This window comes from Robertmurraya mangrovi (assembly GCF_034427655.1).
GTDB classification, from domain to species: domain Bacteria; phylum Bacillota; class Bacilli; order Bacillales; family Cytobacillaceae; genus Robertmurraya_A; species Robertmurraya_A mangrovi.
The window spans coordinates 75085-100094 of record NZ_JAXOFX010000008.1 but is presented as its reverse complement, the minus strand read 5'-3'; the positions used below and the strand labels follow the sequence as shown (position 1 = coordinate 100094).

Annotated in this window: 22 protein-coding genes, 1 other RNA gene and 1 pseudogene; 20 read left to right on the top strand and 4 right to left on the bottom strand. The window is 34.9% G+C overall.

The annotated features are described in order from the left end of the window. Positions 1-29 precede the first annotated feature (29 nt). From SM124_RS13425 to SM124_RS24100, 6 genes are all read left to right on the top strand, one after another. Positions 30-1310 carry a purine/pyrimidine permease gene (locus tag SM124_RS13425; RefSeq protein ID WP_322447032.1) on the top strand — a complete coding sequence of 427 codons (1281 nt, stop codon included), beginning with the start codon at positions 30-32 and terminating at the stop codon, positions 1308-1310. 13 nt (positions 1311-1323) lie between these two features. Further along, positions 1324-2178 (top strand): GNAT family N-acetyltransferase, encoded by an 855-nt coding sequence (locus SM124_RS13420; RefSeq protein WP_322447031.1) that lies wholly within the window; start codon positions 1324-1326, stop codon positions 2176-2178. Between the two features lie 30 nt (positions 2179-2208). Then, positions 2209-2622 carry a CoA-binding protein gene (locus tag SM124_RS13415; RefSeq protein ID WP_322447030.1) on the top strand — a complete coding sequence of 138 codons (414 nt, stop codon included), beginning with the start codon at positions 2209-2211 and terminating at the stop codon, positions 2620-2622. 474 nt (positions 2623-3096) lie between these two features. Continuing rightward, positions 3097-5076, top strand: a complete 1980-nt coding sequence (gene parE / locus SM124_RS13410) for a DNA topoisomerase IV subunit B (RefSeq protein ID WP_322447029.1) — start codon at positions 3097-3099, stop codon at positions 5074-5076. Further along, positions 5073-7514, top strand: a complete 2442-nt coding sequence (gene parC, locus SM124_RS13405) for a DNA topoisomerase IV subunit A (protein WP_322447028.1) — start codon at positions 5073-5075, stop codon at positions 7512-7514. Before parE ends, parC begins: the two co-directional genes overlap by 4 nt. A 91-nt stretch (positions 7515-7605) precedes the next feature. Next, positions 7606-7683 carry a hypothetical protein gene (locus SM124_RS24100; RefSeq protein ID WP_407691408.1) on the top strand — a complete coding sequence of 26 codons (78 nt, stop codon included), beginning with the start codon at positions 7606-7608 and terminating at the stop codon, positions 7681-7683. A gap of 54 nt (positions 7684-7737) precedes the next feature. On the opposite strand, the gene SM124_RS13395 is transcribed toward SM124_RS24100, so the two are convergent. Further along, the gene (locus SM124_RS13395; protein WP_322447026.1) at positions 7738-8085 is read right to left on the bottom strand and encodes a VOC family protein; all 348 of its coding nucleotides are present in this window, start codon (positions 8083-8085) and stop codon (positions 7738-7740) included. 110 nt (positions 8086-8195) lie between these two features. Between SM124_RS13395 and SM124_RS13390 the strand changes: the two genes are divergently transcribed. From SM124_RS13390 to SM124_RS13380, 3 genes are all read left to right on the top strand, one after another. Then, entirely contained in the window at positions 8196-8711 is a 516-nt protein-coding gene (locus tag SM124_RS13390) for a TetR/AcrR family transcriptional regulator (protein WP_322447025.1), read from the top strand. A gap of 109 nt (positions 8712-8820) precedes the next feature. Further along, positions 8821-9582 (top strand): YybI family spore inner coat protein, encoded by a 762-nt coding sequence (locus SM124_RS13385; protein WP_322447024.1) that lies wholly within the window; start codon positions 8821-8823, stop codon positions 9580-9582. 276 nt (positions 9583-9858) lie between these two features. Next, positions 9859-10338, top strand: a complete 480-nt coding sequence (locus SM124_RS13380) for a staygreen family protein (RefSeq protein ID WP_322447023.1) — start codon at positions 9859-9861, stop codon at positions 10336-10338. Between the two features lie 96 nt (positions 10339-10434). On the opposite strand, the gene SM124_RS13375 is transcribed toward SM124_RS13380, so the two are convergent. Together SM124_RS13375 and SM124_RS13370 are read right to left on the bottom strand one after the other, a co-directional pair. After that, positions 10435-11562 (bottom strand): MFS transporter, encoded by a 1128-nt coding sequence (locus SM124_RS13375; RefSeq protein ID WP_322447107.1) that lies wholly within the window; start codon positions 11560-11562, stop codon positions 10435-10437. Positions 11563-11639: 77 nt separating this feature from the next. Then, a complete protein-coding gene (locus tag SM124_RS13370) occupies positions 11640-12059 on the bottom strand; it encodes a MarR family winged helix-turn-helix transcriptional regulator (RefSeq protein WP_322447022.1) in 420 nt (139 codons plus the stop codon). A gap of 212 nt (positions 12060-12271) precedes the next feature. On the opposite strand from SM124_RS13370, the gene SM124_RS13365 reads away from it, so the two are divergent. From SM124_RS13365 to SM124_RS13320, 10 genes and pseudogenes are all read left to right on the top strand, one after another. Further along, positions 12272-13342 carry a Fe(3+) ABC transporter substrate-binding protein gene (locus tag SM124_RS13365; protein ID WP_322447021.1) on the top strand — a complete coding sequence of 357 codons (1071 nt, stop codon included), beginning with the start codon at positions 12272-12274 and terminating at the stop codon, positions 13340-13342. A gap of 155 nt (positions 13343-13497) precedes the next feature. Beyond that, positions 13498-15141, top strand: coding sequence for an ABC transporter permease (locus SM124_RS13360; RefSeq protein ID WP_322447020.1), 1644 nt, complete (start codon positions 13498-13500; stop codon positions 15139-15141). Next, positions 15142-15831, top strand: a complete 690-nt coding sequence (locus SM124_RS13355) for an ABC transporter ATP-binding protein (protein WP_322447019.1) — start codon at positions 15142-15144, stop codon at positions 15829-15831. A gap of 108 nt (positions 15832-15939) precedes the next feature. Continuing rightward, positions 15940-16033: signal recognition particle sRNA small type (ffs, locus tag SM124_RS13350), an RNA gene on the top strand. 2398 nt (positions 16034-18431) lie between these two features. After that, positions 18432-19121: a hypothetical protein gene (locus SM124_RS13345; protein ID WP_322447018.1), complete on the top strand. Its 690-nt coding sequence runs from the start codon at positions 18432-18434 to the stop codon at positions 19119-19121. A gap of 217 nt (positions 19122-19338) precedes the next feature. Then, positions 19339-20118 (top strand): hypothetical protein, encoded by a 780-nt coding sequence (locus SM124_RS13340; protein ID WP_322447017.1) that lies wholly within the window; start codon positions 19339-19341, stop codon positions 20116-20118. A 1000-nt stretch (positions 20119-21118) separates the two neighbouring features. After that, a complete protein-coding gene (locus SM124_RS13335; RefSeq protein WP_322447016.1) occupies positions 21119-21247 on the top strand; it encodes a hypothetical protein in 129 nt (42 codons plus the stop codon). 352 nt (positions 21248-21599) lie between these two features. Further along, on the top strand, positions 21600-22079 hold the full coding sequence (locus SM124_RS13330) for a M23 family metallopeptidase (RefSeq protein WP_322447106.1): 480 nt from the start codon (positions 21600-21602) through the stop codon (positions 22077-22079). A 166-nt stretch (positions 22080-22245) separates the two neighbouring features. Beyond that, on the top strand, positions 22246-22695 hold the full coding sequence (locus SM124_RS13325; protein WP_322447015.1) for a hypothetical protein: 450 nt from the start codon (positions 22246-22248) through the stop codon (positions 22693-22695). Between the two features lie 41 nt (positions 22696-22736). Then, positions 22737-23077 (top strand): annotated as a pseudogene (locus SM124_RS13320) (hypothetical protein). Positions 23078-23214: 137 nt separating this feature from the next. Here the strand turns inward: SM124_RS13320 and SM124_RS24095 are convergent. Further along, a complete protein-coding gene (locus tag SM124_RS24095; RefSeq protein WP_407691407.1) occupies positions 23215-23388 on the bottom strand; it encodes a thermonuclease family protein in 174 nt (57 codons plus the stop codon). Positions 23389-23871: 483 nt separating this feature from the next. On the opposite strand from SM124_RS24095, the gene SM124_RS13310 reads away from it, so the two are divergent. Beyond that, entirely contained in the window at positions 23872-24240 is a 369-nt protein-coding gene (locus tag SM124_RS13310) for a hypothetical protein (protein ID WP_322447014.1), read from the top strand. Positions 24241-25010: the final 770 nt, after the last annotated feature.

Below are 25010 nucleotides of genomic sequence, written 5' to 3'. Positions count from 1 at the left end.
AACTTATCAAACAAACAATGGGGGATGGTATGAAAGCTAGTTTAAGTGGATTACAATGGATGGCTTTTATGATTGCAGGTACGATTGTCGCTCCAATTGCAATTGCTGATTTATTTGGGCTTTCTACATTAGAGACATCCGAGTTTATCCAAAGAACCATGTTTGTTCTAGGCGTTTCTAGTCTTTTACAAGGGTTATTTGGACATCGACTTCCTATTAACGAAGGTCCAGCCGGTTTATGGTGGGGTGTTTTTGCCATCTATGCAGGATTAAGTGCTACTCTATTTTCTTCAAATTTAGAGACGTTACAAGCACTTCAGGGAGCCATGATGGTCAGTGGCATTGTGTTCATTTTATTAAGTGTATTTAGATTAGTTAATAAACTAGTTAATCTCTTTACACCTGTCGTATCTGGAGTTTACCTTATCTTACTTGTCCTCCAGCTGAGTGGGTCGTTCATTAATGGCATTTTAGGTGTAGGATATCGAAAAGGAACTGTTGATCTTCCTATTGCGTTCTTTTGTCTTCTACTGATTATCTTTACTTATTATTTATCTAAACATCGGATAAAAGTGATTAGCCAATACTCCATCCTTATTAGTCTCTCGATTGGATGGGCCGTGTTTACTCTCTTGAAATTAGGTAAAACGATATCAATAGAAACAAGTCGAGTGGTTGATATGCCAAAGTTTTTTGCTTTTGGTGGGCCAACCTTTGATTCGGGTATGATCTTTACAGCTTTTTTCGTCACATTACTTTTATTAACCAATATGATTGCAAGTATTCGTGTCGTAAATGGTGTGTTAGAGAGTAAAGATCCAGCAGCTGGCAAGAATCGATTTAAGCAAGCTGGTTTTATAGGAGGAGTCAATCAAATATTAGGTGGAATCTTTTCAGCCGTTGGGTCAGTTCCTATTTCCGGTGCAGCAGGATTTATCGCGACAACAAATATATCTAAAATAATCCCCTTCTTAATGGGTGCTAGTTTTGTCACACTCTCTAGTTTGTTCCCACCGTTAATGTCCTTTTTCGCTCATCTTCCAACACCCATTGGCTACTCCGTCATGTTCGTTGTATTTGCAAACATGATTAGTGTTTCATTTGCACAAATAGACAGAGAAAAAGAGGTAGAACGTGTTCGTTTAGTCATTGGTATATCATTATTAGCAGGGGTCGGGGCTATGTTTGTTCCAGGAAGTGCTTTTCAAGAAGCGCCTCCTATTGTCACATCCATTCTAAATAATGGGCTTATTCTAGGTTCGGTTGTAGCTATTTTAACAGATCAATTGACAAAGAGAATGAAAAGATAAAGGGGAAATCAATTTGGAAATTCAATTACTCGAAAATAGGGAGTTGGAGGAAACAGCAAAGTTTTTAACAAGACTAAATTCCAATCCAACTTATCACATTGGCTATGTTTCAAAGAATTCATTAGAAATACAGGAAGATTTACAAATCCTTCTTCAAGACGATGAATCTTCTGCTTTTATAGTAAAAGAGCGAGGACAAATATTTGGGTTCATTGGTGTGGATGGTGATCAAGAACGCAGTGTGGGTGAAATTTGGGGTCCATTTGTGGAGGCCAATAACTTTCAACTTGGAGAGCAACTTCTCTTATATGTTCAATCAAATGTTTATTTTAACAAGCTGAATTTATTCTTCAATCAAGAAAATCAATTACTTTTACATCTCGCTGAGCAACATCATTATACTTTCCAATCAAGAGAGAATATATTAGAAATAGAAAAGGAAGCGATTTCATCTAACGAACCGGTACAAAAGTTTACGGAAGAGTATGCGGAGCAGCTCATTATCCTCCATGATCAAATATTTCCTCAGACTTATTATAGCGGTTCTGAGTTAATAGATAACATGAATGCGGATGGTGATATTTATATTATAGTGGAACATCATCATCTTTTAGGATACGTATATGTGGAACTTGATTACACCCTTCGAAAGGGAAGCATTGAATTTTTAGGGGTAAACAACAGGGTTAGAAAACAAGGGATTGGTACAAAACTGTTAAAAATGACATTAAGTGACCTTTTTAGAAAGAATATTGACCTCATTCAATTATGTGTAAACACAACGAATGAAAAAGCTCTTTCTCTTTACCATAAGTGCGGATTTTCCGTAAAAGAAAGACTTAATTTTTATCAAAAGGCCAAGATATAAAATATTAAATATTTGAAAGGATGATGAAAAGTGCCAATTGAAAATCCAAGTCGTGAGGAAATAGGAAAATTATTAAAGAAGGCTAAAAGAATCGCTGTAGTAGGGTTAAGTGATAACCCAGAAAGAACTTCATATATGGTTTCAAAGGCTATGCAGGATGCTGGCTATGAAATCATACCAGTGAATCCAGCAATAACTGAGGTTCTAGGTGTTAAGGCTGTCGCTAACCTAAAAGATATTGAAGGCCATGTGGATATTGTCAATATATTTCGTCGTTCCGAGTTCCTTCCTGACCTTGCAAAACAATTTGATGAAATGGACGCGGATATATTCTGGGCTCAGTTAGGTGTCATGAATGAGGAAGCTTATGAATTTTTAAAAGAAAAAGGCTATACGGTTATCATGGATCGCTGTATAAAGGTTGAACACGCTTTAACGAAATAAATAGTTCTATTTACCTTGTTTGATGTGTAGACTTTTTACACATCTTTTTCTTTTTAGCAATAATCATAAGGATTCATGTGAACAGTAAATGAAAATCAGAAGCGCTGAACCTACAAAAAACAAACCTTTTAAAAGTAAAAACCGATTTAAATGAGGATGGAAATGAATTTTTTTATGGACAGTTTTTCATTTTAATGCAATCCTTAAATAGGAGAGAGCAAAATAGGTGAATATTTTACAAAATATTGCAGTTTTTAAATAACCTATTTGCCAAATGTCTATAAATATATACAATATAGCATAGACGCTTTTTCAGATTATGCTAAAATAAGTGCAGAACACATGTTCTTTCGTCTGGTAAATGTATAAAAATTAAAGGGAAATATCTTTTTAAGGACGAATACATATACGGGTATACGAACGATTACATACAAAGATATAAACGTGTTTGCAACAATTGAAAGGGGTATGTTCGTGGCAAAAAATCAGCAAGCTTTTGAATATAATGATGATGCCATACAAGTACTAGAAGGCTTAGAGGCCGTACGAAAACGCCCTGGAATGTATATTGGGAGTACGGATTCCAGAGGTCTTCATCATCTTGTTTATGAAATCGTAGATAACTCCGTGGACGAAGCATTAGCGGGACATGGAGATCAAATAATTGTAAAAATTCATAAAGACAATTCCATTAGTGTGGAAGATAAAGGTCGCGGAATGCCGACTGGAATGCACAAAATGGGTAAACCAACACCGGAGGTAATCTTAACTGTTCTCCATGCTGGTGGGAAGTTTGGACAAGGCGGTTACAAAACGAGTGGTGGTTTACACGGTGTAGGGGCATCTGTTGTAAATGCTTTATCTGAGTGGTTAGTTGTTAAAATTAAACGAGATGGCTTTGTGTATGAGCAACGTTTTGAAGATGGCGGTAAGCCTGTTACAACCCTTGAAAAAGTCGGGAAAACGAATCAAACGGGAACGACGATACACTTTAAGCCTGATGGTTCCATTTTTTCAACAACGACTTATAACTACGAAACATTATGTGAGCGCCTAAGAGAATCTGCTTTCCTTTTAAAAGGGATGAAAATAGAAATTATTGACGAGCGTCATGGCGCAAGAGAGCTCTTTCATTATGAAAATGGACTCGAAGCGTTTGTTCAATATTTGAACGAAGAAAAGGACGTCTTACATCCTGTCATTAGTTTTGAAGGAGCAAATGGAGGAATTGAAGTCGATTTTGCCTTTCAATTTAATGATGGATACTCCGAAAATGTCCTTTCATTTGTAAATAATGTCCGTACAAAAGATGGCGGTACACACGAAGCTGGTGCGAAAACAGCTCTTACACGTAGCTTTAATGACTATGCTCGTAAGATTGGATTGCTAAAAGAAAAAGATAAAAACCTTGATGGAGCAGATATTAGAGAAGGTTTTTCAGCGGTTATCTCTGTTCGTGTGCCGGAAGAACTACTCCAATTTGAAGGTCAAACAAAGGGTAAATTAGGGACAAGTGAAGCACGATCAGCTGTTGATTCGATTGTATCTGAGCATTTAGCTTACTTTTTTGAGGAAAACCCTGATATTGGGACACTCCTTATTAAAAAAGCGATTAAAGCTTTTCAAGCACGTGAAGCGGCAAGAAAGGCTCGTGAGGATGCTCGCAGTGGGAAAAAGAAAAAACGCTCGGAAGCGGTTTTATCAGGTAAACTTACTCCCGCACAATCTCGTAATCCTCAAAAGAACGAGCTTTATTTAGTAGAGGGTGACTCAGCGGGTGGTTCAGCGAAACAAGGGCGTGACCGACGTTTCCAAGCGATCTTGCCTCTTCGTGGGAAAGTAATCAATACGGAAAAAGCAAAGTTACAAGACATCTTCAAAAATGAAGAAATCAACACGATTATCCATGCTATTGGTGCAGGAATCGGAGCTGATTTCAATGTTGAAGAAGTTAACTATGACAAAGTAGTCATTATGACCGATGCCGATACGGATGGTGCACATATTCAAGTGTTATTGTTAACGTTCTTCTACCGCTACATGAAGCCTTTGATCGAAGCTGGAAAAGTGTATATCGCTCTTCCTCCTCTTTACAAAGTAAGTAAAGGCACAGGAAAAAAAGAAGTGATTGAGTATGCTTGGAGTGACGACGATCTTCAAGATGCCATTAAAAAGATAGGCAAAGGATACATGATTCAACGTTACAAAGGTCTAGGTGAGATGAATGCGGACCAATTATGGGACACAACCATGAATCCTGAGACTAGAACCTTAATTCGAGTAAAAATTGATGATGCCGCTAGAGCGGAACGACGTGTGACAACGTTAATGGGAGATAAAGTTGAACCTCGTCGTAAATGGATTGAATCCAATGTTGCCTTCGGTTTAGAAGAAGACGGAAGTATTTTAGAAAATGAAAATATTTCTGTTATGGAGGAGGTAGCTGATCAGTGAGTGTAGAAAAATTTCGAGATCTCCCGTTAGAAGATGTTCTAGGGGATCGCTTTGGTCGATATAGTAAATACATTATCCAGGATCGAGCTCTTCCAGATGCACGTGATGGATTAAAACCGGTACAAAGACGTATTTTATACGCGATGCATGTAGAAGGAAATACCCATGAAAAAGGGTTTAGAAAAAGTGCCAAAACAGTTGGTAACGTAATTGGTAACTACCATCCGCACGGAGATACTTCCGTGTATGATGCTATGGTTCGTATGAGTCAGGACTGGAAGCTTAGAAACTTGTTAGTTGAAATGCATGGAAATAACGGAAGTATTGATGGAGATCCTCCTGCTGCGATGCGTTATACGGAAGCAAGGCTTTCTGCTATCTCAACCGAGTTATTACGTGATATTGAAAAAAGAACAGTAGATTTTGTCCCGAACTTTGATGATACTTCAAATGAGCCAACCGTTTTACCAGCCATGTTCCCTAACCTCTTAGTGAATGGTTCAACGGGTATTTCAGCTGGTTATGCAACAGAGATTCCCCCACATCATTTAGGTGAGATTATTGACGGGGTTATCATGCGTATGAATCAGCCTGATTGTACCGTGGATGATTTAATGACCATTATTAAAGGCCCTGACTTCCCTACTGGTGGTATTATTCAAGGGGTCGAAGGAATCAAGAAGGCATATGAAACAGGTAAAGGAAAGTTTATTATTCGCGGGAAAGCGGAGATTGAAACGGTTCGTGGTGGAAAGCAACAAATCGTCATAACTGAAATCCCGTTTGAAGTGAATAAAGCCAATCTTGTTAAGAAAATGGATGAATTCCGATTAGACCGTAAAGTAGAAGGTATAGCGGAAGTTCGTGACGAAACAGACCGTACCGGATTAAGAGTCGTCATCGAACTGAAAAAAGAAGCCGATGCTGAAGGTGTCCTACACTATTTATATAAAAATAGTGACCTTCAAATTACCTATAACTTTAATATGGTTGCTATCCATAACCGCAGACCTACGTTAATGGGTTTAAGAGAACTTTTAGATGCGTACATTAATCACCAAAAAGAAGTGGTAACGAGAAGAACGCAATTTGACCTTCAAAAGGCTAAAGATCGTCAACATATTGTTGAAGGGTTAATGAAAGCTTTGTCGATTTTAGATGAAGTCATTGCGACCATCCGTGCTTCAAAAGATAAAAGAGATGCTAAAGATAACTTAATTTCACAGTTTGCTTTCAGTGAGGCACAGGCCGAAGCGATTGTTTCTTTACAGCTTTACCGCTTAACGAATACAGACATTACAGCATTACAAGCAGAAGCAGAAGAGCTTGCAAAAAGAATTGCTGAACTAACTGCAATCTTAGAGAGTGATAAAAAACTATTTTCTGTTATACAAAAAGAATTAAAAGATGTGAAAAAGCGATTTGTAGACGACCGACGTACAATTGTTGAAGCAGAAATAGAAGAAATTAAAATTAACCTAGAAGTTTTAGTAGCTAGTGAAGATGTCATTGTAACGGTTACGAAAGAAGGATATGTGAAGAGAACGAGTCCTCGTTCTTATGCAGCATCCAACGGTCAAGATTTCGGTATGAAAGATTCGGACCGTCTAATCGCTCAATTAGATGTCAATACAACAGATGTGGTTCTCTTGTTTACGAATAAAGGGAATTACTTATATGTCCCTGTTCATGAGCTTCCAGACATTCGTTGGAAGGATCTTGGTCAGCACATTGCAAATATCATTCCAATTGATCGTGATGAGTCCATTATCCGAGTACTTCCTATCAATGATTTTGCAAGAGAAGCATTCCTCCTATTTATTACGAAAAATGGAATGGTTAAGAAGACTGAGTTGCAGCATTATAAAGCGTCAAGGTACTCTAAGCCGCTCGTTGCAATTAATCTTAAAGAGAATGATGAAGTGGTAGATGTACACATTACAGATGGCACAAAAGAATTGTTCTTGGCTACCCACTTAGGCTACGGTCTCAGATTCCCTGAAGATGAAGTAAACATTGTGGGTGCACGTGCAGCAGGAGTAAAAGGGATAAATTTAAAAGAAGACGATTTCGTTACTGGTGGACAAATCGTTGATGACCCACGTATTCAAAGTGTAGTTATTGTAACTCAACGTGGGGCTATTAAGAGAATGAAGTTAGATGAATTTGAGATAACATCTCGTGCCAAACGTGGTGTCGTCATGTTACGAGAGTTAAAATCGAATCCTCATCGAGTGATTGGTGCTCTATTAACGAAGGATTCAGACATGATTTTCGTAGAAGCTGCCAAAGGAAAAATTGAAAGTGTTCAATCCTCTGATCTTAGAAATAATGACCGCTATTCTAACGGATCGTTCATTATGGATGAGACCGAAGTAGGGAAAGCAGAAACGATATGGAAAGTTGAAGCTAAAGTAGAATCAACTAATCAAGAATAGAAATAATTAGTAAACCTTCTGTCACTCTAGACAGAAGGTTTGTTATTTTTTATTAGCCGTTAGTGAGGCATTTGGTTTCAGTCGCTTTGGTGTGGGTGTTGTGATTGCTGTTTTAACCGCTATGGTCATATTCGGTGCGGTAAAGCGTGTAGCATATGTTTCGCAGTAGAAAAATAGCATTTAAAAAACTCGTCCATTTCGACGAGTTTTTTTCTATTAATCTTTAATTTTCATTAGAAAAATCAAGAATTCGAATCACATTACCCGAATTATCTTTGAATATAGCAAAACGTCCAGGAGGAATGTCAACAGGCTGCTTAATAAAATTTAATTCGTTTTGATTTTCTTCGTAGTATCGATTTACACTATCTACAAGAAACACACCACCAGCAGGTAAACCTTCATTTTCTACCTCATCTTCTAGCATTAATCGTACATCAGTACCAGGTAAATATAAGGCAGCGGTATGCTCGCCTTCACGCCAAGCTTCTTCAAACCCCATTTTTTCTCTGTAAAAGGCTAATGATTCTTTAAGATTTTTTACTGGATAAAATAAAAAGATCAATTTCATTTGTTAAGCCTCCTTATAAAAATGATATAACTTATTTATGTATGACGTAATCTGAATATGTTTAGCATAATTCATTTACGTCTAGAGTGTCAATATGATATGATAAATTTATGAAAGAGTGGATACCAATACCAGGATCAAATAAAGAAACATTAATTAAAGTAGCTTTAGAAGAGTTTAGTTTAAAAGGTTATAAAGGAGTGAACATTACGGAGTTAGCGGCTAAAGCAAATATGACTACAGGTGCCGTGTATCACCATTTTGGTTCAAAATTAAAGCTTTACGAAGTGATCAGAAACGAAATGGAACAACGAATGCTAGATAGAATGGAGGGAGCAGCAGCTTTATTTGATGAGCCAACAGAGGCATTGGAGGCTGCACTAATTACAGGGTTAAATTTTGCTGTGAAAGCGAATATTTGCAAATTACTTAGTGAGGAAAACTCTTCTATAAAAGAAGACAAAATTGAGGAATTTCTATCCAACTTGAATTCCTATCCAGACTTACCTATTCAACTGGTTTTATCCTCATCTTGGCGTTATATACTAAAAGGGCTTTCTGAAAATCAGCTTACTATTGATCAAGGAAAGAATTTAATTAGATGGATTTTCAAAAAGGAATTCTAGTCAGAGAGTTCCTTTTTTACTTGGAAAGGTCGTTATGAATCTTTTCTTTACATCATTTTTCCATTAATGGACAAAATAGAACTGTATATTTGTCTGGGAGGAATGTTCAATGAAAAGAGATTTATTATTTGCCTTTTCAGCCTTCTTTTTCATGTCATTAACCGCTATAACAGGTGTATATGCTGTGGAGGAAGCTAATAAAGTTCAAATTATTAGTAAAGACCGCTTGGATGTTACGGGGGATGGGAAAAAAGATACGGTATTTATGAAAGGAGTACCCTTTGAGCAAGGAGTCTTATTTTTAAAAGATATCTTCCTAGAGATCGTAGCATCGGACGGAAAAAAATATAAAATCCCCCTAGAAGGAGGATATGAACCAACGATTCAATTTCAAGACTTAAACCAAGATAACATTAAAGATTTAATTGTCACGGTAGAAACGGGAGGAAGCGGTGGATTATCGAACCATTATTTGTATACGTTAAAGGATTTCAAAGTAACGGATCTAACCGTCCCAGAGCCGCTAATTATTCAAAGTGAGTTCTTAGATCATTATAAGGCTACAATCAATATTCAAAATAATAATAAAACCTATCATTTTAATCTTAAATCTCGCGCGGAAGATTATGAGCGGATTGGATTATACCACAATGGTAAGCTAAATGAGCCGACCGAGCTTATGGTATTACCTTTTGGCACCTTAAAACCAATCCCCCTTGAAAATCAGATGGGCCTAAAAGGGGTTCAAAGAATTAGTGGCGCTTACAACGCTGATTTTATTGCATTTGTGGAATCTACCTGGCTGCTTGAAAACGGAAAATGGGTAGTGAGAGACGTAAATGTTATGGAAAAAAAAACAAAAGATAAATAGAAAAGCGGAAGTGCCCCGTTTAGCGACGTATGGACTGGAGCGCCTCGACTGAGATAAAGGAAACACGAAGAGCGATAGCGATTCGATGTTGACTTATCGTAGGGAGAGGCGCGAAGTACACTAGTCGCTGGGCGCTGGAGCTAGACAGTTGTCTAACTTCAAAGAGCTATACTTTCTTATAAATGAAGAATAACTAGGCCTATGTCACGTTTGTTTAGCACTTTCATATACTGTTTCTAAACAGATAAAAATATCTTTTGGGGGGAGATGCTTACGATGAGTAAGTTCAATCCATCAAAACTAAGTGCGACCTATTTACCGCCTGCCACACAATTTAAACCTGTTGATGAGCGTAAATATACGTTAACTCACTCAGACGAAACAGGAGATTTATTTTTAACGATAGGTTACTGCTATGATACAGGCGCCATAAACCCTAAGATTCGGGATGAAGTACTTGCCGAATGGGTTCCCCAAATGGGCCAATACGTTTTAAAAGGGAAGGTCTATATAAGTGGGGGAGAATTTGACGAACAGTTTTCTAAAATTCGTTATATGATATTTAAAAAGGAACTAAACTTAGCTTTAACAGCCATTGTGTATGGAGATAAATTATTTTACTCTAATTATCCATGGCTGCTCGATTCGCCCATTTATATTCAATTTGAATCGATATTCCCTCAATACCATCAGTTAGTTTATTTTGGAACACCGCGACAATATTTAACAGCAGCTATACAGCAATCCGTTAGTTAAGCACAGGTTGATGAACCTGTGTTTTTTATGTCCTTGAAAGCTCTACATAAAAAACAAAAAAGCGCTTGGTTATCAAACGCTTTTTTTGTTAGTCATTTAAGTATTTTGATAGGATAGCGTCTTCTTTGTTCTAGCATGTAAAAGATAATAAGCAACAAGTCCTAGTAAAATATATAACGAACCATATAGGTATAGTGAATGGAAATCCACTTTCGCTGCAGCAAGACCAATGACAAATGACCCAATCCCAATTCCTAAGTCAAATATGGATAAAAATGTTGCTGTCGCTAACCCTCTGCGCTCAGGAGAGGTTTCCTGAATAGCGATTGTTTGAAAGCTAGGAAATAACGTTCCCCATCCAATCCCTATAATAGCTGCAGATATTAAAAAGATAGTGGCCGTTGTGGTTTGACTTAACAAGAACATTCCTACTGCAAAAAGGATGATACAAGGATAGATAATGACATTTGGGCCGAAGCGGTCGTACCATCTTCCAGTAAAAGGTCTTGTTAGTAACAGAACAAATGCATAAACAACAAAAAAGAAATTAGATACGGCCATTAAACCAAGATCTATAGCGTATACGGAAACGAATGAAAGAATAGAAGAGTAGACGATAGCAAATAAAGCAGCAATAACAGATATTTTAATAGCCGACTTTTCAAAAATGTCTGATAGTCTAAATATAGCTTGTTCCTTTGGTGCTTTAATTTTATCAGTAGCCTTAGGCAATTTAATCAATAGAGAAATGACTAGTGAGCAAAGCGAGAAAACAGCACTGAAAGTAAACATAAGTGTTTCCCCAGATTGATTCATAATTGTTAAACCTAAGAAAGGTCCGATTACCATGGCTAAGTTTGAAGACATGATAAAGTAGCCCATACCTTCTCCTCTACGAGAATCTGGAACCAAATCCGCAACAATCGTACCACACACAGTCGTGGCCATCCCAAACCCTATTCCATGAACAAATCTAAGAATCAGTAAAGTGAAGATTGATTCAGGTAGAAAGTAGAGTGCTGAAGAGAGGAAGAAAATAATCACTGATATAAGAAGAATCATTCTTTTTCCTAAGATGCGCATCCCTTGGCTAGCAAATGGTCGAATGAGAATCGCAGCAATTAAAAAAATAGTAACTAACAAACCAGCTTCAGAAGCTTTAGCTTGTAATTCTTGTAGAGCAAATAAAGGTAAAGTGACTAGTAGATAATAGAAGCTTAAAATACGAAGAAATTACTTGCTGAAATAAGGATAAAATTTTTAGTCCATAACTTTGGTTTTTCCATAATAAAACTCCTCTTTTAAATCTTCTCTAAGCTGTGAAGCCAGTCTAATGTTAACTTGCAATATTGTTCCTGTGAGGAAAGAGGGAAGTGATTAATCACTTGTTCATTCATTTTTATAACGGCATTTTCCCACTCGGGATATACCTGCAATGCTTTTTTTGTTAATTTAATGTATTTCGTTCTTCTATCATCACCCTGTACTTGTGTAACATAATCTTGTTTTATTAGACGTTGAATGGTACGGGTCATTGGAGGGGCTTCAACGGCTAAATAGTCACAAAGTTGTCTTTGCGTTAAGGTACCCTTTGTTTTTAATGTATATAAAACAGACCACTGTGCACTATATAAGCCGTATGGCTCTAAAGCTTCATTAAGTTTCTTTGTTAATTGCCTTGTAAGCTGATGAATGGAGTGAAATAAATCGTGACTGTTCATGAAAAACTCCTTCATTTATAAATTAATTACCTAGGTAACTATATAAGAGTTTTAAGGGAGCGTCAAGGGATTAGTAAATTGTACAAATGAATGAAAAGAGTAGCTGATAGTATTGACAATGATTCTCATTCTTAATATAATAACAACACACCTAATTGATAATGAATATCATTATATTCAACAATTAAATATAATCATAGGGGGAAACAAACATGAAGTACATAAAGTTAGTATTTATGTCATTACTTTTATCTGTTCTTGTTGTAGGTCTAGTGGGATGTAACCAAGGAACAGATGAGAAGAAAGAAACAACAGGAAAAGAAGAGGATAAAGCGGGTGTTGTAAATTTATATACGACAAGGCACTATGATACAGATGAAGAGCTTTACAAAAAGTTTACTGAACAAACGGGAATTAAAGTTAACGTAATTTCAGGGAAAGATGAGTTAATGCAGCGCCTAAAAGATGAAGGTGAAGCGACAGAAGCAGATGTATTTATTACTGCAGATGCTGGTAATTTAGCTCGTTTAAAGGCTGATGGGTTAACACAAGCAATTAAAAGTGATGTATTAACAACAAATATTCCTGAAAAACTTCGTGATAAAGAAAATCATTGGTTTGGTTTAACTCAAAGAGCGCGTGTCATTGTCTACTCAAAAGACCGTGTGGATCCTTCTGAACTATCTACATATGAAGCACTAACTGAAGATACTTGGAAAGGTCGTGTACTAATCCGTTCATCTGAAAACATCTATAACCAATCTCTAATAGCTTCTTTTATGGAACTAAATGGGGAAGAAGCGGCGAAAAATTGGGCAAAAGGAATAGTATCTAACATGGCAAGAACACCAGAGGGTGGAGATACCGATCAAATTAAAGCAATTGTTGCAGGTGAAGGTGATGTTGCCATTTCAAATACTTACTATGTTGGCAGACTATTAAACTCTGCAGATCCTGAAGAAGTGAAAGTTGGAGAACAAGTAGGGGTATTCTTCCCAAATCAGGATACAAATGGAACACACATTAACATTAGTGGTGCAACCGTAGTTAAACACGCTAAGAATGTAGACAATGCGGTTAAGTTTATTGAATTCCTAACAAATGTAGAGGCACAAGAGCTATTTGCTGAAGGAAACAATGAATATCCAGTAAATCCAAAAGCAGGCATTTCTGAAACTTTAAGTTCTTGGGGAGATTTTAAGGAACAAGATATCAATTTAACTATTCTTGGAGATAACAATAGTCGTGCCATTCAAATTTTTAATGAAGTAGGATGGAAATAATAATATTCTAGAAGAGAGCTGTACCATATTAAAGCTGATATGGTACAGCTTTTTTTGAGAATGATATTCACTTGCAATATTATTTTATGTATACTTATCTTGGAGCAAGAATTCAAGAATTGGTTTTTGTATTAATGTAGGGATGTGTAGTAGTTATGAGATTTTTTCAAAAAATAAAAACAAATATTAATATGTGGTCCATTTTAAGTTTTGTTTTTATTTTTATAATTCTTCTACCTAATATCCTCATTGCTATTCATTTTTTCGCGAAGCCAAATGAGAATTGGTATCATATAAAAGAGTATATATTACTTGATATTTTTTATAATACTACCATTTTAGCTGTTGTTACTGGTTTTACAACGATCATGATTGGCACAAGTTTAGCATGGATCATTACGGTTTATAAGTTTCCACTTCGAAATTTTTTTAAGTGGGGTTTAATCTTACCATTAGCAATACCACCTTTTATCGGTGCGTACACTTATCAAGGGATGGTCAATTATACTGGCTTCATTCAATCCACTCTTCGTAATACGTTTGATTATCAAGTAAATCAGAAGTATTTTAGTATGATGTCAATGGAAGGAGCCATTTTTATTTTCACGATGTTTCTCTTTCCTTATGTTTTTGTCATTACGAAAGGGTTTATCGAAAATCAATCTTCATCTTTAATTGAAAATGCAAGATTGCTTGGTGCAAATTCTTTTGAAACTTTTGTAAGAGTAGTGTTGCCCATTTCCAAAACAGCCCTCGTTGGTAGCGCTACCATCGTGATGTTAGAAGTAATAAATGATTATGGTGTTGTAAAATATTATGGCATCCAAACCTTTATTACCTCCATTTTTCAAACTTGGTTTGCTATGGGGGATAAAGAATCAGCATTTAAATTAGCCGGCACATTGATGGTCGTTGTTATTTTCATATTAATGTTTGAAAAGATACTACGCGGACGAAAACAATATAGTTATTCAACTACAAAGGTTAGACCTATTCAGCCAATGCAATTAAAAGGGATGAAGGCATGGTTTGCTTTTGGTTATTGTTTTTCAATCTTTAGTCTTGCATTTCTCATCCCGTTTGTACAATTAGTCTTCTGGATGTTAAAAACATATGAAAAAATTGTAAATGAAGAGTTTTATATATTGATTAAAAACTCCTTTTTATCGGCTGCAATAGCCGCACTAATCATTGTGATTGTAGGGTTGATCATAGCTAATTACTCACGTATTCATCGGGGTATGTTACCTAAATTTCTTTCAAAGGTTACCGTTCTAGGCTATTCAGTCCCGGGAGCAGTTATAGCGATTGGTGTAATTACTATCTTTCTAATGATAGACCGTCAGCTAGGATCTCTACTAAAATTGCTTAACTTCGATTCAACCTTTGTGTTACGAACCAGTATTACGATGCTCATTTCCGCTTATGTAATACGTTTCTTAGCAGTCGGGTATAATTCAATTGAAGCCGGTTTTGAAAAAGTCGGCACTTCTTTTACAGAAGCATCAAGAACTCTTGGTTTATCTACATTTCAGACTTTTTTAAGAGTAGACATTCCTATGGTAAAAGGGGCTATTATTGGCGGATTTATATTAGTATTTGTTGATATTTTAAAAGAATTACCATTAACAATGTTACTTCAGCCATTCAATTTCCAGACGTTAGCTACAAGAGCTTTCCGTTATGCGAATGATGAGATGATAAGTGAGGCTGCATCAGCATCATTGTTAATCATTTTAATAAGCGGAATATGTATCTTTATTTTTCATAAAGTACTTGATCGAGGGGAGCAAAATTAAATGTTTGTACAAATAGAGAATCTCGTCTATCAATATAAAAATGCAAGTCAGCCTACAATTAAGAATTTTTCCCTTCAGTTAGATCAAGGTGAAATAATAGCAATTCTAGGCGAAAGTGGGAGTGGGAAGAGTACGGTATTAAGATTGATTGCAGGCTTAGAAATTCCCAAGTCCGGTATGATTGTAATCAATGGTAAAAGAATGGTTGATGATCGAACATTCCTTCCACCAGAAAAAAGAGGGATAGGGATGGTTTTTCAAGACTATGCTCTCTTTCCACATATGACTGTCGAGCAAAACATTAAATTCGGCCTTCGCCATATGAAGGTGAAACAAAAGCAGGAACGATTGAACGAAGTGTTAGAGCTAGTAAACCTTTCAGATTATAAGAAACGTTATCCATATGAACTAAGTGGGGGTCAACAGCAACGAGTTGCACTTGCGCGAGCTTTAGCTCCAGCACCTTCACTATTACTTTTTGATGAACCTTTCAGTAATCTTGATGCAAATCTTCAAATGAGGATTAGGGATGAACTAAAAGAAATCCTAAAACAAACAAATAGTACGTCTATTTTTGTTACTCACGACCAAGAAGATGCAGCCGCACTAGCAGATCGTACCATTTTCTTAGAGAAGGGTGCAGTAAAGAATTTAAAGGTTAAATCTCTTAAAGCTCATTCCCTTATTTAGTTACTTAGAGTTAGTGAGGTGGCTGCTATATTTTAACAGTTCTCTTTAGTATAATGAAGGTTACTTACAATATTTAGTTGTTTATTTTCGCTGTGAAACTTGTTACTATATAAATAGCCAAGACAGAGCTGCGAAATGTGTCAGGATCGGAAGATAGCAGCACTAAGCAGATTCTTGTTTGTGGCCATACATATTTTTTAAAATAAATCCCACAAAGATTTTATTCTTTGTGGGATTTTCTGTTTGCTCAGCAAAAAGTATATTTAAAACCAAATACCAAAAAATGATTACACTAAGCCAAATTGTTATTAGAAAGTTCCAGAAGAATATACATAAAAGCTATTGGGAAGCAACTTATTAAATAATTTAGGAAGCGTTCATTTGTTGAAAATTTTTACTTTGTCTCAAAATATTGAGAATACTTGGTATTTGAGACAATTTCAACAAATGTAACTTTACTTCCTATAATATATATTAGAAGGTGTACTAAATCGACTTATTGTTAAGTTCCGATAATTATAGGGATGGGATAGAGAGTTATTGGCGTGCGTCCTATGAAGTTATGTTCAATAGTAAGCAACATAACCTTACTTAGTTTAACCAGTTATGGTTAGAACTAAAAATACCATAAAAGGGACATAAAATTTACTGGTAATTTATAGTTAACAGAGAGATGGTGACGGCGACACATCTGTTAATTTATCGGAAGAACAGGGTGGAGGATATCTGAGCACTAACCCTGTTGGTGACCCAAACAATAACTTTAAAGCATAAGTTAAGACTTGTATTGATTTTAATATCACGTTGGAATTTGAGAAAGCAACCGCCTTTCTTTTTAATTTGTCTACCTCAACCGTTCAAAGTTATATTCCCTAATTATTCCCAGAGTTATATTTTTTAAGGAAAACCCAATAATTTGGATTAAAGTTATAAATTATCCATATAAAACAACCCTCACAAGGTACTTCTTAAACCGACTTCCATAACAATATTGCATATAATTACCTATATAAAATTTGATAGTCCAATTAGACCTTTTAAATACGTTTATAATCTTTTTCACAAGAATCTGGATTTCGTAATGACCCAAGCCAAACAGGTGGTACTTGGCACGCTTACTTCCGTTTCTATTCAAAAGGAGAGGTCTACGATGAAAGAGACTATTGTAGTTTGACCTTTATTCTTTTTGGATAAGGCAATCGCTTCCTTTAATCATCCATACTTAATCACATTTTTATTATTCTTAAATAAAATACTAACCACCTTCTTGTGTGCTAGATTAGAACTATGATAACCCACAATGAATTCCCCTTGTTTTTGCCATATTAGATTTCTCTAGATAAACAACAGATGCGGCATTAGAATAATAGATAAATTGTAGAAGATGTATTAGAGCAAGCTAAATTGCAGGCTGCTAATATGTAGGTGACAGTTCCTAAATTCATTAATTTATGAGAAGGCACTCTATTAGAGTGTCTATTACAATGTTAATATACTGCAAGGTTGTATCTTTTACGGGATGTGCACTTTTTAGTTCTAGGGGGAAATGATTTGAAAAATTCCCACCAATGTCTCAAGTATCAAATAGAGGCCAGAGGAAGTTTTATTTAATCAAAAGGGTATAATTCTTTAGTGCAAAGCAAGAAAACTTAATTCAATTTTTTAATAAAGAGATGGGTAATCACCTTATCTTTTTTTACTTCCCTAGAAGATTATACTATCAAGTGAGATAGGACAAATAGGTCTATTAAGTTTTATAAAAGAAAAAGTGTCCCCATAATATAAAACCAGTAGAGATTTTGTAAAATAATTGACGCATAAGTGTCACAAGGTCTGCTCTCATGACTGATGCCAAACTTATAGGAAAACGGAGAGTCAGTTGATGTTGAGATCTCTGTTTCTAAGGGATTTAGGAACTTGTAAGTGATCCGCTTGCAAGTTCTTGGTTAAAGCAGTATTTGTCCATCAGCAGTTTTCTCAGAATCTGTTAAAAGTTTTCTTACTTCTTTGGATTCTACTATCTGTACGAATCCTACGGAAAGGCTTTTGCTAAATAATTTTTTTGAGGTTAAAAGAAACACTAATATTTCTGTCGCTGAAAAGTATTCTTTTTTTCAAAAATATTCGTCTTTAAAATCTTGGTTTGGTATAAATTGAGGATGATTTTAGGAATAATTTAGAGGGTCTTTTTGGAATAGTCCTTTTTCAAGTAATAGCACAATAGTTTGATGATATAGCTTTTTAGCATATAAGTCTGATTCATTAAATCCTTTTTATAGTCTCTAATGCTCCCATCCAAATTTCTAATATTCTTTTGTTTGCTCTTTCTATAGTAAAACACCTGCAAAAAAAAATTTTAGATAGAACCTTTCATCTAGACCTTATTTACTTTTAATTATCATAGTTGTTGAAGCGGTTTTAAAGAGAGTGCTATATTATTATATTTTAAATCCTATCCATCTGAATCCTATATCTGCAATAATTAATTCCATTGATACGTTAAATCTATATAGAATTTGTCATTTCAACATGGAAGGAAATAACAAACATATAATTATACCTAGGATAAAAATCATTGAATTATATAAGGGGTGAAGTAAATGTATAAGGTAATTACATGGGCTTTAGGATTAATGCTCTTAGTTAGTGTCGTATTGCCATCAATCACAACAGCACAAGATGATTCATTCCCGCCTGAATTTAGGTATGAAAACATGTCCGATAAACGGGGGAAAGAGTTATTTTGGCTTGGGCTAGATGATTCGTACGATTTTCCTCTGAGAGAAAAACCAAGTTCTAAAAGTAAGATTGTATACGATGCTAGAGCTTTATTTATACCTGTCTATGGTGCATCTAAAAACTGGTTTAAAATTAAGTGCAGGGGTAAGTATGTTTATATTTATCACAAGAATGCTGCTTCAACCCCTCCATTCAAAATCGCTAAAAAATTTTCGAAGGATTATCAAGTAATCCTCTACATAAACAAGACTGATGCATCTGGAGAAACTCTCATTGTAAACAAAGGTGATAAAATGCTTCATATGTTTGGTGGAGATAAAGAGAGAATAAGCTATATGGGAGCTTACAATAAAAGTGAAATACAAAGAACTCGCAATCTTATAAAACTCTTATTCCTGAACTTATCAGAAAAAGAAATAAAATTCTACACTGAAAAAGTCATTAATAAAAAAGAAAGATATGTGTTTAACAAGAAGTACAAATCAAGTGAAGGGACCTATCAATTTTATACTGACTATGGTTATTTAACTATTGAGTGGAAAAAGAATTAAAAATGACCTGTTTGGAGTGAAATAATGAGACAAAAAGGTATGTGAAACTTTTACCCTAATGATTTTGTTGTTCACTATATTTTATCCGGATCAAATATTTGCTGCTACTATTAAGGGGTATTAAAAAGAAGTACTCATTACAGATGTCATTAAATTCCAAACCCTCAAATATAATTGTATAGGTTTTAATGCCTAACAATTGATTGGAGGGGATTAGATGAAGGGTTTTAAGAAGTATTTCATGACGGCACTTACATCTTTGATATTGTTCTTCGGAGGATTCAGTAGTAGTTCAAGTGAAGCATCAACAAAGGATCTACCGACACTAGAAATAAAATCTGCAATGCCGATGTATAAGTATCCTTGGAGTACCAAGCCAGACGGAACACTTCGTGCGGACCAGACAGTAAAAGTCACTCAACAAATGTACAAATACTACATGAAAATTGGTGATGATGTATATGAAGAATGGTTAAAGTTTGCAACCAGTGAACTACCTCTTAAAGTCAAAGATGGAGTATTAGAACTTCCATCAAATAAGCCATTCTTTGATTCTCCAGAAGATAAGAAAGCAGCAGGGTTTGCAGCTAAGGGAAATGTAGTTATCTCTTATCAGTGGAATCAAATTATTACGGATAAAGGTTTGAGATGGATTGGGTTTGTAACAGGACCTAAAATTCATATTGTTGATGTAGAACCTACTGTTGATGCACCAGGGGTTAAGAAAATCAAAATTTATTTGAATCACGAGGCTACACAGGAGTTTGCAAATGGACAAAAAACAGCATCCGAATTACTGAAAGACCCATTAGCAAAATATCTAAAAAAGAAGTTCAAGGTTAATAAACCAACTCGATTAGCACTGGATATTATCGAATACTCCTTAGAGGTAAATTCTGAGTATACAAAAGAGAAGGACTTAGGTAGAGGTGTAGTTATTCCCGTACACCTATTTGGAAAAGCTCCGGTATTTGTTCACCAATACGAATCAAGATAACAGGAGAGAGTGTCTCTTTAGAGCCACTCTGGCTGTCGAGAATCGTTCGACAACCTTTTATTTTGTCTGTTAAAAGTAGATGAAACTGGATAATTCAATGAAAAAGGATATTTTTTACCAATCTATACAAATAACCAATTTAAAATTCAAGGTAACCTATATTAGGTAGTAAATAAAAGGAGTTTTTTTAAAAGTAGGGCTTCCTAGAGAGGAACAAAGAGTTGCTTAAGTTCGGAACATTCTTGGTAATGTCCTCTTATGCGTTAGGTGTCGTAATGGCATAGCGGATGGTCACAAAGAAGGGCTCGAAGTCTGTATCGAGGACAACGAAGAAGCGGGCTATCAGGAAGGCTATGACGATTACCAATACATGAAGAATACGATTCTGAACCTCCATATGGGGACTATCTCGAGGAAGTGTACCAACAAGCCTATGTAAAAAACAAGACGAACCCGATGATGCTAACGTTGTGACAACTAGTGCTTCCTCCTCTACTAGTCGGGATGACGACTAAGAATGGCTGCCTTACGACAAAAATCAGTTCATTTTAAAGGGGGGAACTACATGAGAGGATTAAAGTCTTACATTGATTACATTAAGTTCAGTTGGCAGTAATGAAAAAGCAGCAACAATGGATAATCTACCAAAGTTAGATTTAAAGAGTCCTACACCTATGTATAAGTATCCTTGGGTACAAAACTAGAAATGACGATACGTGCTCAAAAAGTTCAAGTAACACAACAAATGTACAAATTATACATGAAAGATAAAAGAGAGTATTAACTCTGAAAAATGGGTTAAATTTAGTACAAGTGAATTGCCTTTAAAGGTAAAGATGGAATTTTAACCCTTTCATTAAAAAAACCATATTTTAATTCTCCGAAAGATAAGAAAGCAGCAGGGTTTGCTCCACAGTCAGATGTACTGATCTCTTATCAATGGAATCAAATAAAAACTGGCATTGGTTATAGATGGATCGGATTTGAAACGGGACTGGGAGTGTATATTGTTGAAGAATTAAGTACAGATGATATAGAAGAAGGTGGAATTAAATATAGAACCGTTAAGATTTACTTAAATCATGAAAATACACAAAAATTCGCTTCTGGACAGAAAAATGCGTATTAAGTAATCCTTTGTCTAAATATCCCCAGAAACAAATGAAAATGAAGGGTTATTCTAAAATATCATTAATAATTAATAAGGCTTTAGAAATTAACTCAGAATAAACATATGATAAAGATTTGGGGTTTGGAATAGTAATACCTGTAGAAATGTTACTATATGTTAAAGATAAAGAGACTACGGGTGGATTACCAACTTATGTGAATGACTATGAATCTAGAAATAACAAATAAAGCATAACTAAAGGAAGTACTTTATAACCAAAGAAACTTCAAATATTTACAGGTGAGAGTCGATTTCCGGCTCTCTTTTTAATTTTTTAAGGGAGGTGCTAAACTGATTATCACTAATTTAGCTGTCGGGAACTGGTCTAGGTGGTTATGCGATTGTAGTTGTTATTAAAGATAAAAATAATTATGCTCATGCCTATGCTTACTTGGATAGTGTAACTGTAAAAGTAGGTGCTCATGTTAAGAAAGGACAAGTAGTAGGTAAACAAGGTAGTACGGGATGTTCAACTGGTTCCCATTTACATTATGAGATCAGAAAAACATGTTCACTTTCCTATGGATGGATTGTTGATCATATTAAAAATTACTTTGAAACTATTGAATATTTTACTAAATACATCAGTATTAAATCTGATGAAAAGATAACTCTCCATCTTCCTTCTAGTGCTAATACATGGACTGTTTATAAATTAGACAAGCTACCTATAAAAGCAAATCCAGCAAATATAGTTGGTACATTAAAACCAAGTAAATTTGGTGGATTAAAGTATAAAATACTAGATAGTCCAATGAAGGATGTATATACCAATCAAAAAACCATTTAGGTAAGGTTAATATTTACGCTGCAAATCTACAGTGGCAATTGTTAACTCCTTTTAATTTACTAATATGCATCGCCTTAAAAATTGGTACCATAAAACAGTGTTATAAAATGGTAAAAAATACATAAAAAATATCTGTGTACATAAAGTAAATTAGGAGGTGAAATTCTTGCGAATAGCTAAAATATTTTCTTGTACACTCATAGTTTTTGCATCTTTTTTACCATGGATTGGTACTGATGATTCTACTGTTAGTGGTTATGGACTGTTAGGAAGTAATAATCTCTCACTATTTATACAACCCGATTTTTTAAAGGACTATGGGCTTATTATTTTATTCGGTGCTTATTTTTGTCCTTCTTGGGCAATACTCACAATAGCCACTTCTTTTGGTAAAAATCCAATAAAACCTATTGGTATATTAACCGGTATAATGCCTATTGCTTATATGATGCTATTGCTGATACTAGGTGGATCAGAATATATTAAAATGGGTGTATACTTATCTTTATTAGCTGGTTTTTCTGCACTTTTAACTTCAATATTAGAATTAGACAATACAGAAGAGATTTACCATAAGCCAATTCCTAAAAACCAAAAGTACAATAAAGACTATTAAAGTTTATGAATCTATAACCTTGATAATAGGAGCGCGATATTATGAGTACAGAAGTGGAAAAATATTATCAAGAGGCTTATAACCGATCCTATTTTGATGGTAGTTCGCTTGGGTACATAGGTTGGTTAATAATAGGCTTCATAGTAATTGTTTTCACTTTTGGTATTTGCTATCCTTGGTGTCTATTACATTGATTTTATCTTGGAAAGTTAAACACACTGTAATCAATGGTCGTAGACTTAAGTTTACTGGGTCAGCAATTGGTTTATTTGGAAATTGGATTAAGTGGTGATTTTTCTGCATTATAACTCTAGGTATGTATATTTTCTGGTTGTATATTGCAATGGAAAAGTTAAAGACACAACATACTGTTTTTGAATAACGAGTATGCCCCTCTCTGATTAAAGAGAAGGGCTTAATTTTATTTGTACATTTCTACTTTATTATTTTTAGCATACTTCATTGCATCTCTAACTCTTTTTTCATAATCGTATGTACCATAATCATAAAATCCTTCTACTAATCCAGCTTTTGTACTTGATGTAATTTACCATCTAACAATACCCAAGCTAGTAAACGATCGTATTTATCATAAACATCTTTACCATCGGTTTCGAGTAAGATTTTCTTTGCTTGCTTTAACTTTGAACAAGTATAGTTAGCTGCTTCTTTTCCAAATTTCTCTTTCTGAATAGTGCTTTCAGGTGTATCTATGAATAAGAAGCGAACCTTATAGACCTTACCATCCAGTGTGAAATTAGCAGTATCACCATCTGTACACTGATTGAATTTTACTGTGTACTTTTTATTTAAGGTAATCTTCCCTTTAGGAGCAGTGACTGTACCATATCCACTACCTAACTTATATCAGTAAGGGGTTTTTCTGGGTGCACTATACCAAATAAGCTACTGAATTGTGGAGTAGTGTCTTTTATAATTGATAATATAAATAACATATTTCGTATTAAGGCATGATTCTATTATTTGTTATAAAATGGAATAAGCAGAATAAAAGGAGTAGGGGTATATGAAAATATCAGAGAACTCAATAATTGAGTGTTCATTTTGTAAGGGCGTAGGTTTAGAAGAGAAGAGGATTTAGGTGTGGGGTAACTTATAAACAAGTGTTTAATAGAGAAGATAACAAATATTATATTTCTGAAAAAAAGAATGGATATGGCACTTATCATTATTTGGGGTCTAATGGTTTTATTATTATTACCCGAACAAGCATCAGATGAACAATTCAGTCCAAGGAAACATAGAAGCTTTATAAATTTTAGAGTAATAGAATTAGATGGAAGTATTGAACTTAGCGGTGGTTTTGTAGGAACCAATAATATTGATTTATATTTTGATTTTAAAGATTACAAAGAGTTTGGTAGTGAATTACAACCGGACGAACTTCCTACATTATTTATTAATAAACCCAATAATAGGTCCAGCGTAGTTAAATTTAAAGATAGTACTGATACGTTATTTAAATTATGTTCTTTTAAACCTATACATAACTCGCATCCTAAAAATAAGCATTATTCCAAATAGATTTGGTTGGAAAGGTTATAATTAAGACATCTTCTCCTCTTTTGAGAAGAGATTTTGTTCACAATAAAAGTGTATTAGCGACATTGAGAAAGAAAGACTTATACGTAATTACACCAGTAGCCAATTCGATCATACACTATATCCCATATTATATTCTTGGTGGTGAAGATAATATAGTTATATATCATGCTCACCATTATAATAAGTGGTGGTATGAACATAGTAGAAAGTTTATCAGAGATAATGAAGAAATCTTGAGTATAATTAAAGATATTATTGACCACGATTGGAGAATTTCTATTAGGGAACGTCAAGAAAAGAGAAGTTACCTTGAGGATGTTTTGTACATAGATTGGAATGATTTATATATGAATTCTTGAATTAATACTAGTGTATTAAAAGTGCTAGAATACCCACTCTCGTAAGCGGAGAGTGGGTTTTTATTTTTGCGCGATATATAGCAATTGCTGCCATGATACAAACTGAAACCTATTAGATTAGAATTCTCATTATAGTTCCTTTGGAGGTTTTCATAGGATAGATTTTTTACTTGCAATGTGTAGTTCATGTAGTAAGAGGTTTTTCCTCATCAAATGATAGTATGAATATAACGAGATAAAAAGCGGTTATTTGGATTTGTTCTTGCTGATAATCAGAAGGTATAATGTTTCTCTGAGAGGGTTGTAATGTGAATAGGAGGGAGCGATACAATCATCTATCATAGATGTCTCTATGGTATCCTTTTGCTTTAGCTATGGGGAAGTCAGGAT

What these genes read in the sequence shown, in the direction of transcription:
- SM124_RS13425 (WP_322447032.1), top strand. Translation starts at nt 30, where the DNA reads ATGAAAGCTAGTTTAAGTGGATTACAATGGATGGCTTTTATGATTGCA.
- SM124_RS13340 (WP_322447017.1), top strand. Translation starts at nt 19,339, where the DNA reads ATGAAGGGTTTTAAGAAGTATTTCATGACGGCACTTACATCTTTGATA.
- SM124_RS13370 (WP_322447022.1), bottom strand. Translation starts at nt 12,059, where the DNA reads ATGAACAGTCACGATTTATTTCACTCCATTCATCAGCTTACAAGGCAA.
- SM124_RS13360 (WP_322447020.1), top strand. Translation starts at nt 13,498, where the DNA reads ATGAGATTTTTTCAAAAAATAAAAACAAATATTAATATGTGGTCCATT.
- SM124_RS13385 (WP_322447024.1), top strand. Translation starts at nt 8,821, where the DNA reads ATGAAAAGAGATTTATTATTTGCCTTTTCAGCCTTCTTTTTCATGTCA.
- SM124_RS13310 (WP_322447014.1), top strand. Translation starts at nt 23,872, where the DNA reads ATGGCACTTATCATTATTTGGGGTCTAATGGTTTTATTATTATTACCC.
- SM124_RS13365 (WP_322447021.1), top strand. Translation starts at nt 12,272, where the DNA reads ATGAAGTACATAAAGTTAGTATTTATGTCATTACTTTTATCTGTTCTT.
- SM124_RS13355 (WP_322447019.1), top strand. Translation starts at nt 15,142, where the DNA reads ATGTTTGTACAAATAGAGAATCTCGTCTATCAATATAAAAATGCAAGT.
- SM124_RS13390 (WP_322447025.1), top strand. Translation starts at nt 8,196, where the DNA reads ATGAAAGAGTGGATACCAATACCAGGATCAAATAAAGAAACATTAATT.
- SM124_RS13345 (WP_322447018.1), top strand. Translation starts at nt 18,432, where the DNA reads ATGTATAAGGTAATTACATGGGCTTTAGGATTAATGCTCTTAGTTAGT.
- SM124_RS13395 (WP_322447026.1), bottom strand. Translation starts at nt 8,085, where the DNA reads ATGAAATTGATCTTTTTATTTTATCCAGTAAAAAATCTTAAAGAATCA.
- SM124_RS13380 (WP_322447023.1), top strand. Translation starts at nt 9,859, where the DNA reads ATGAGTAAGTTCAATCCATCAAAACTAAGTGCGACCTATTTACCGCCT.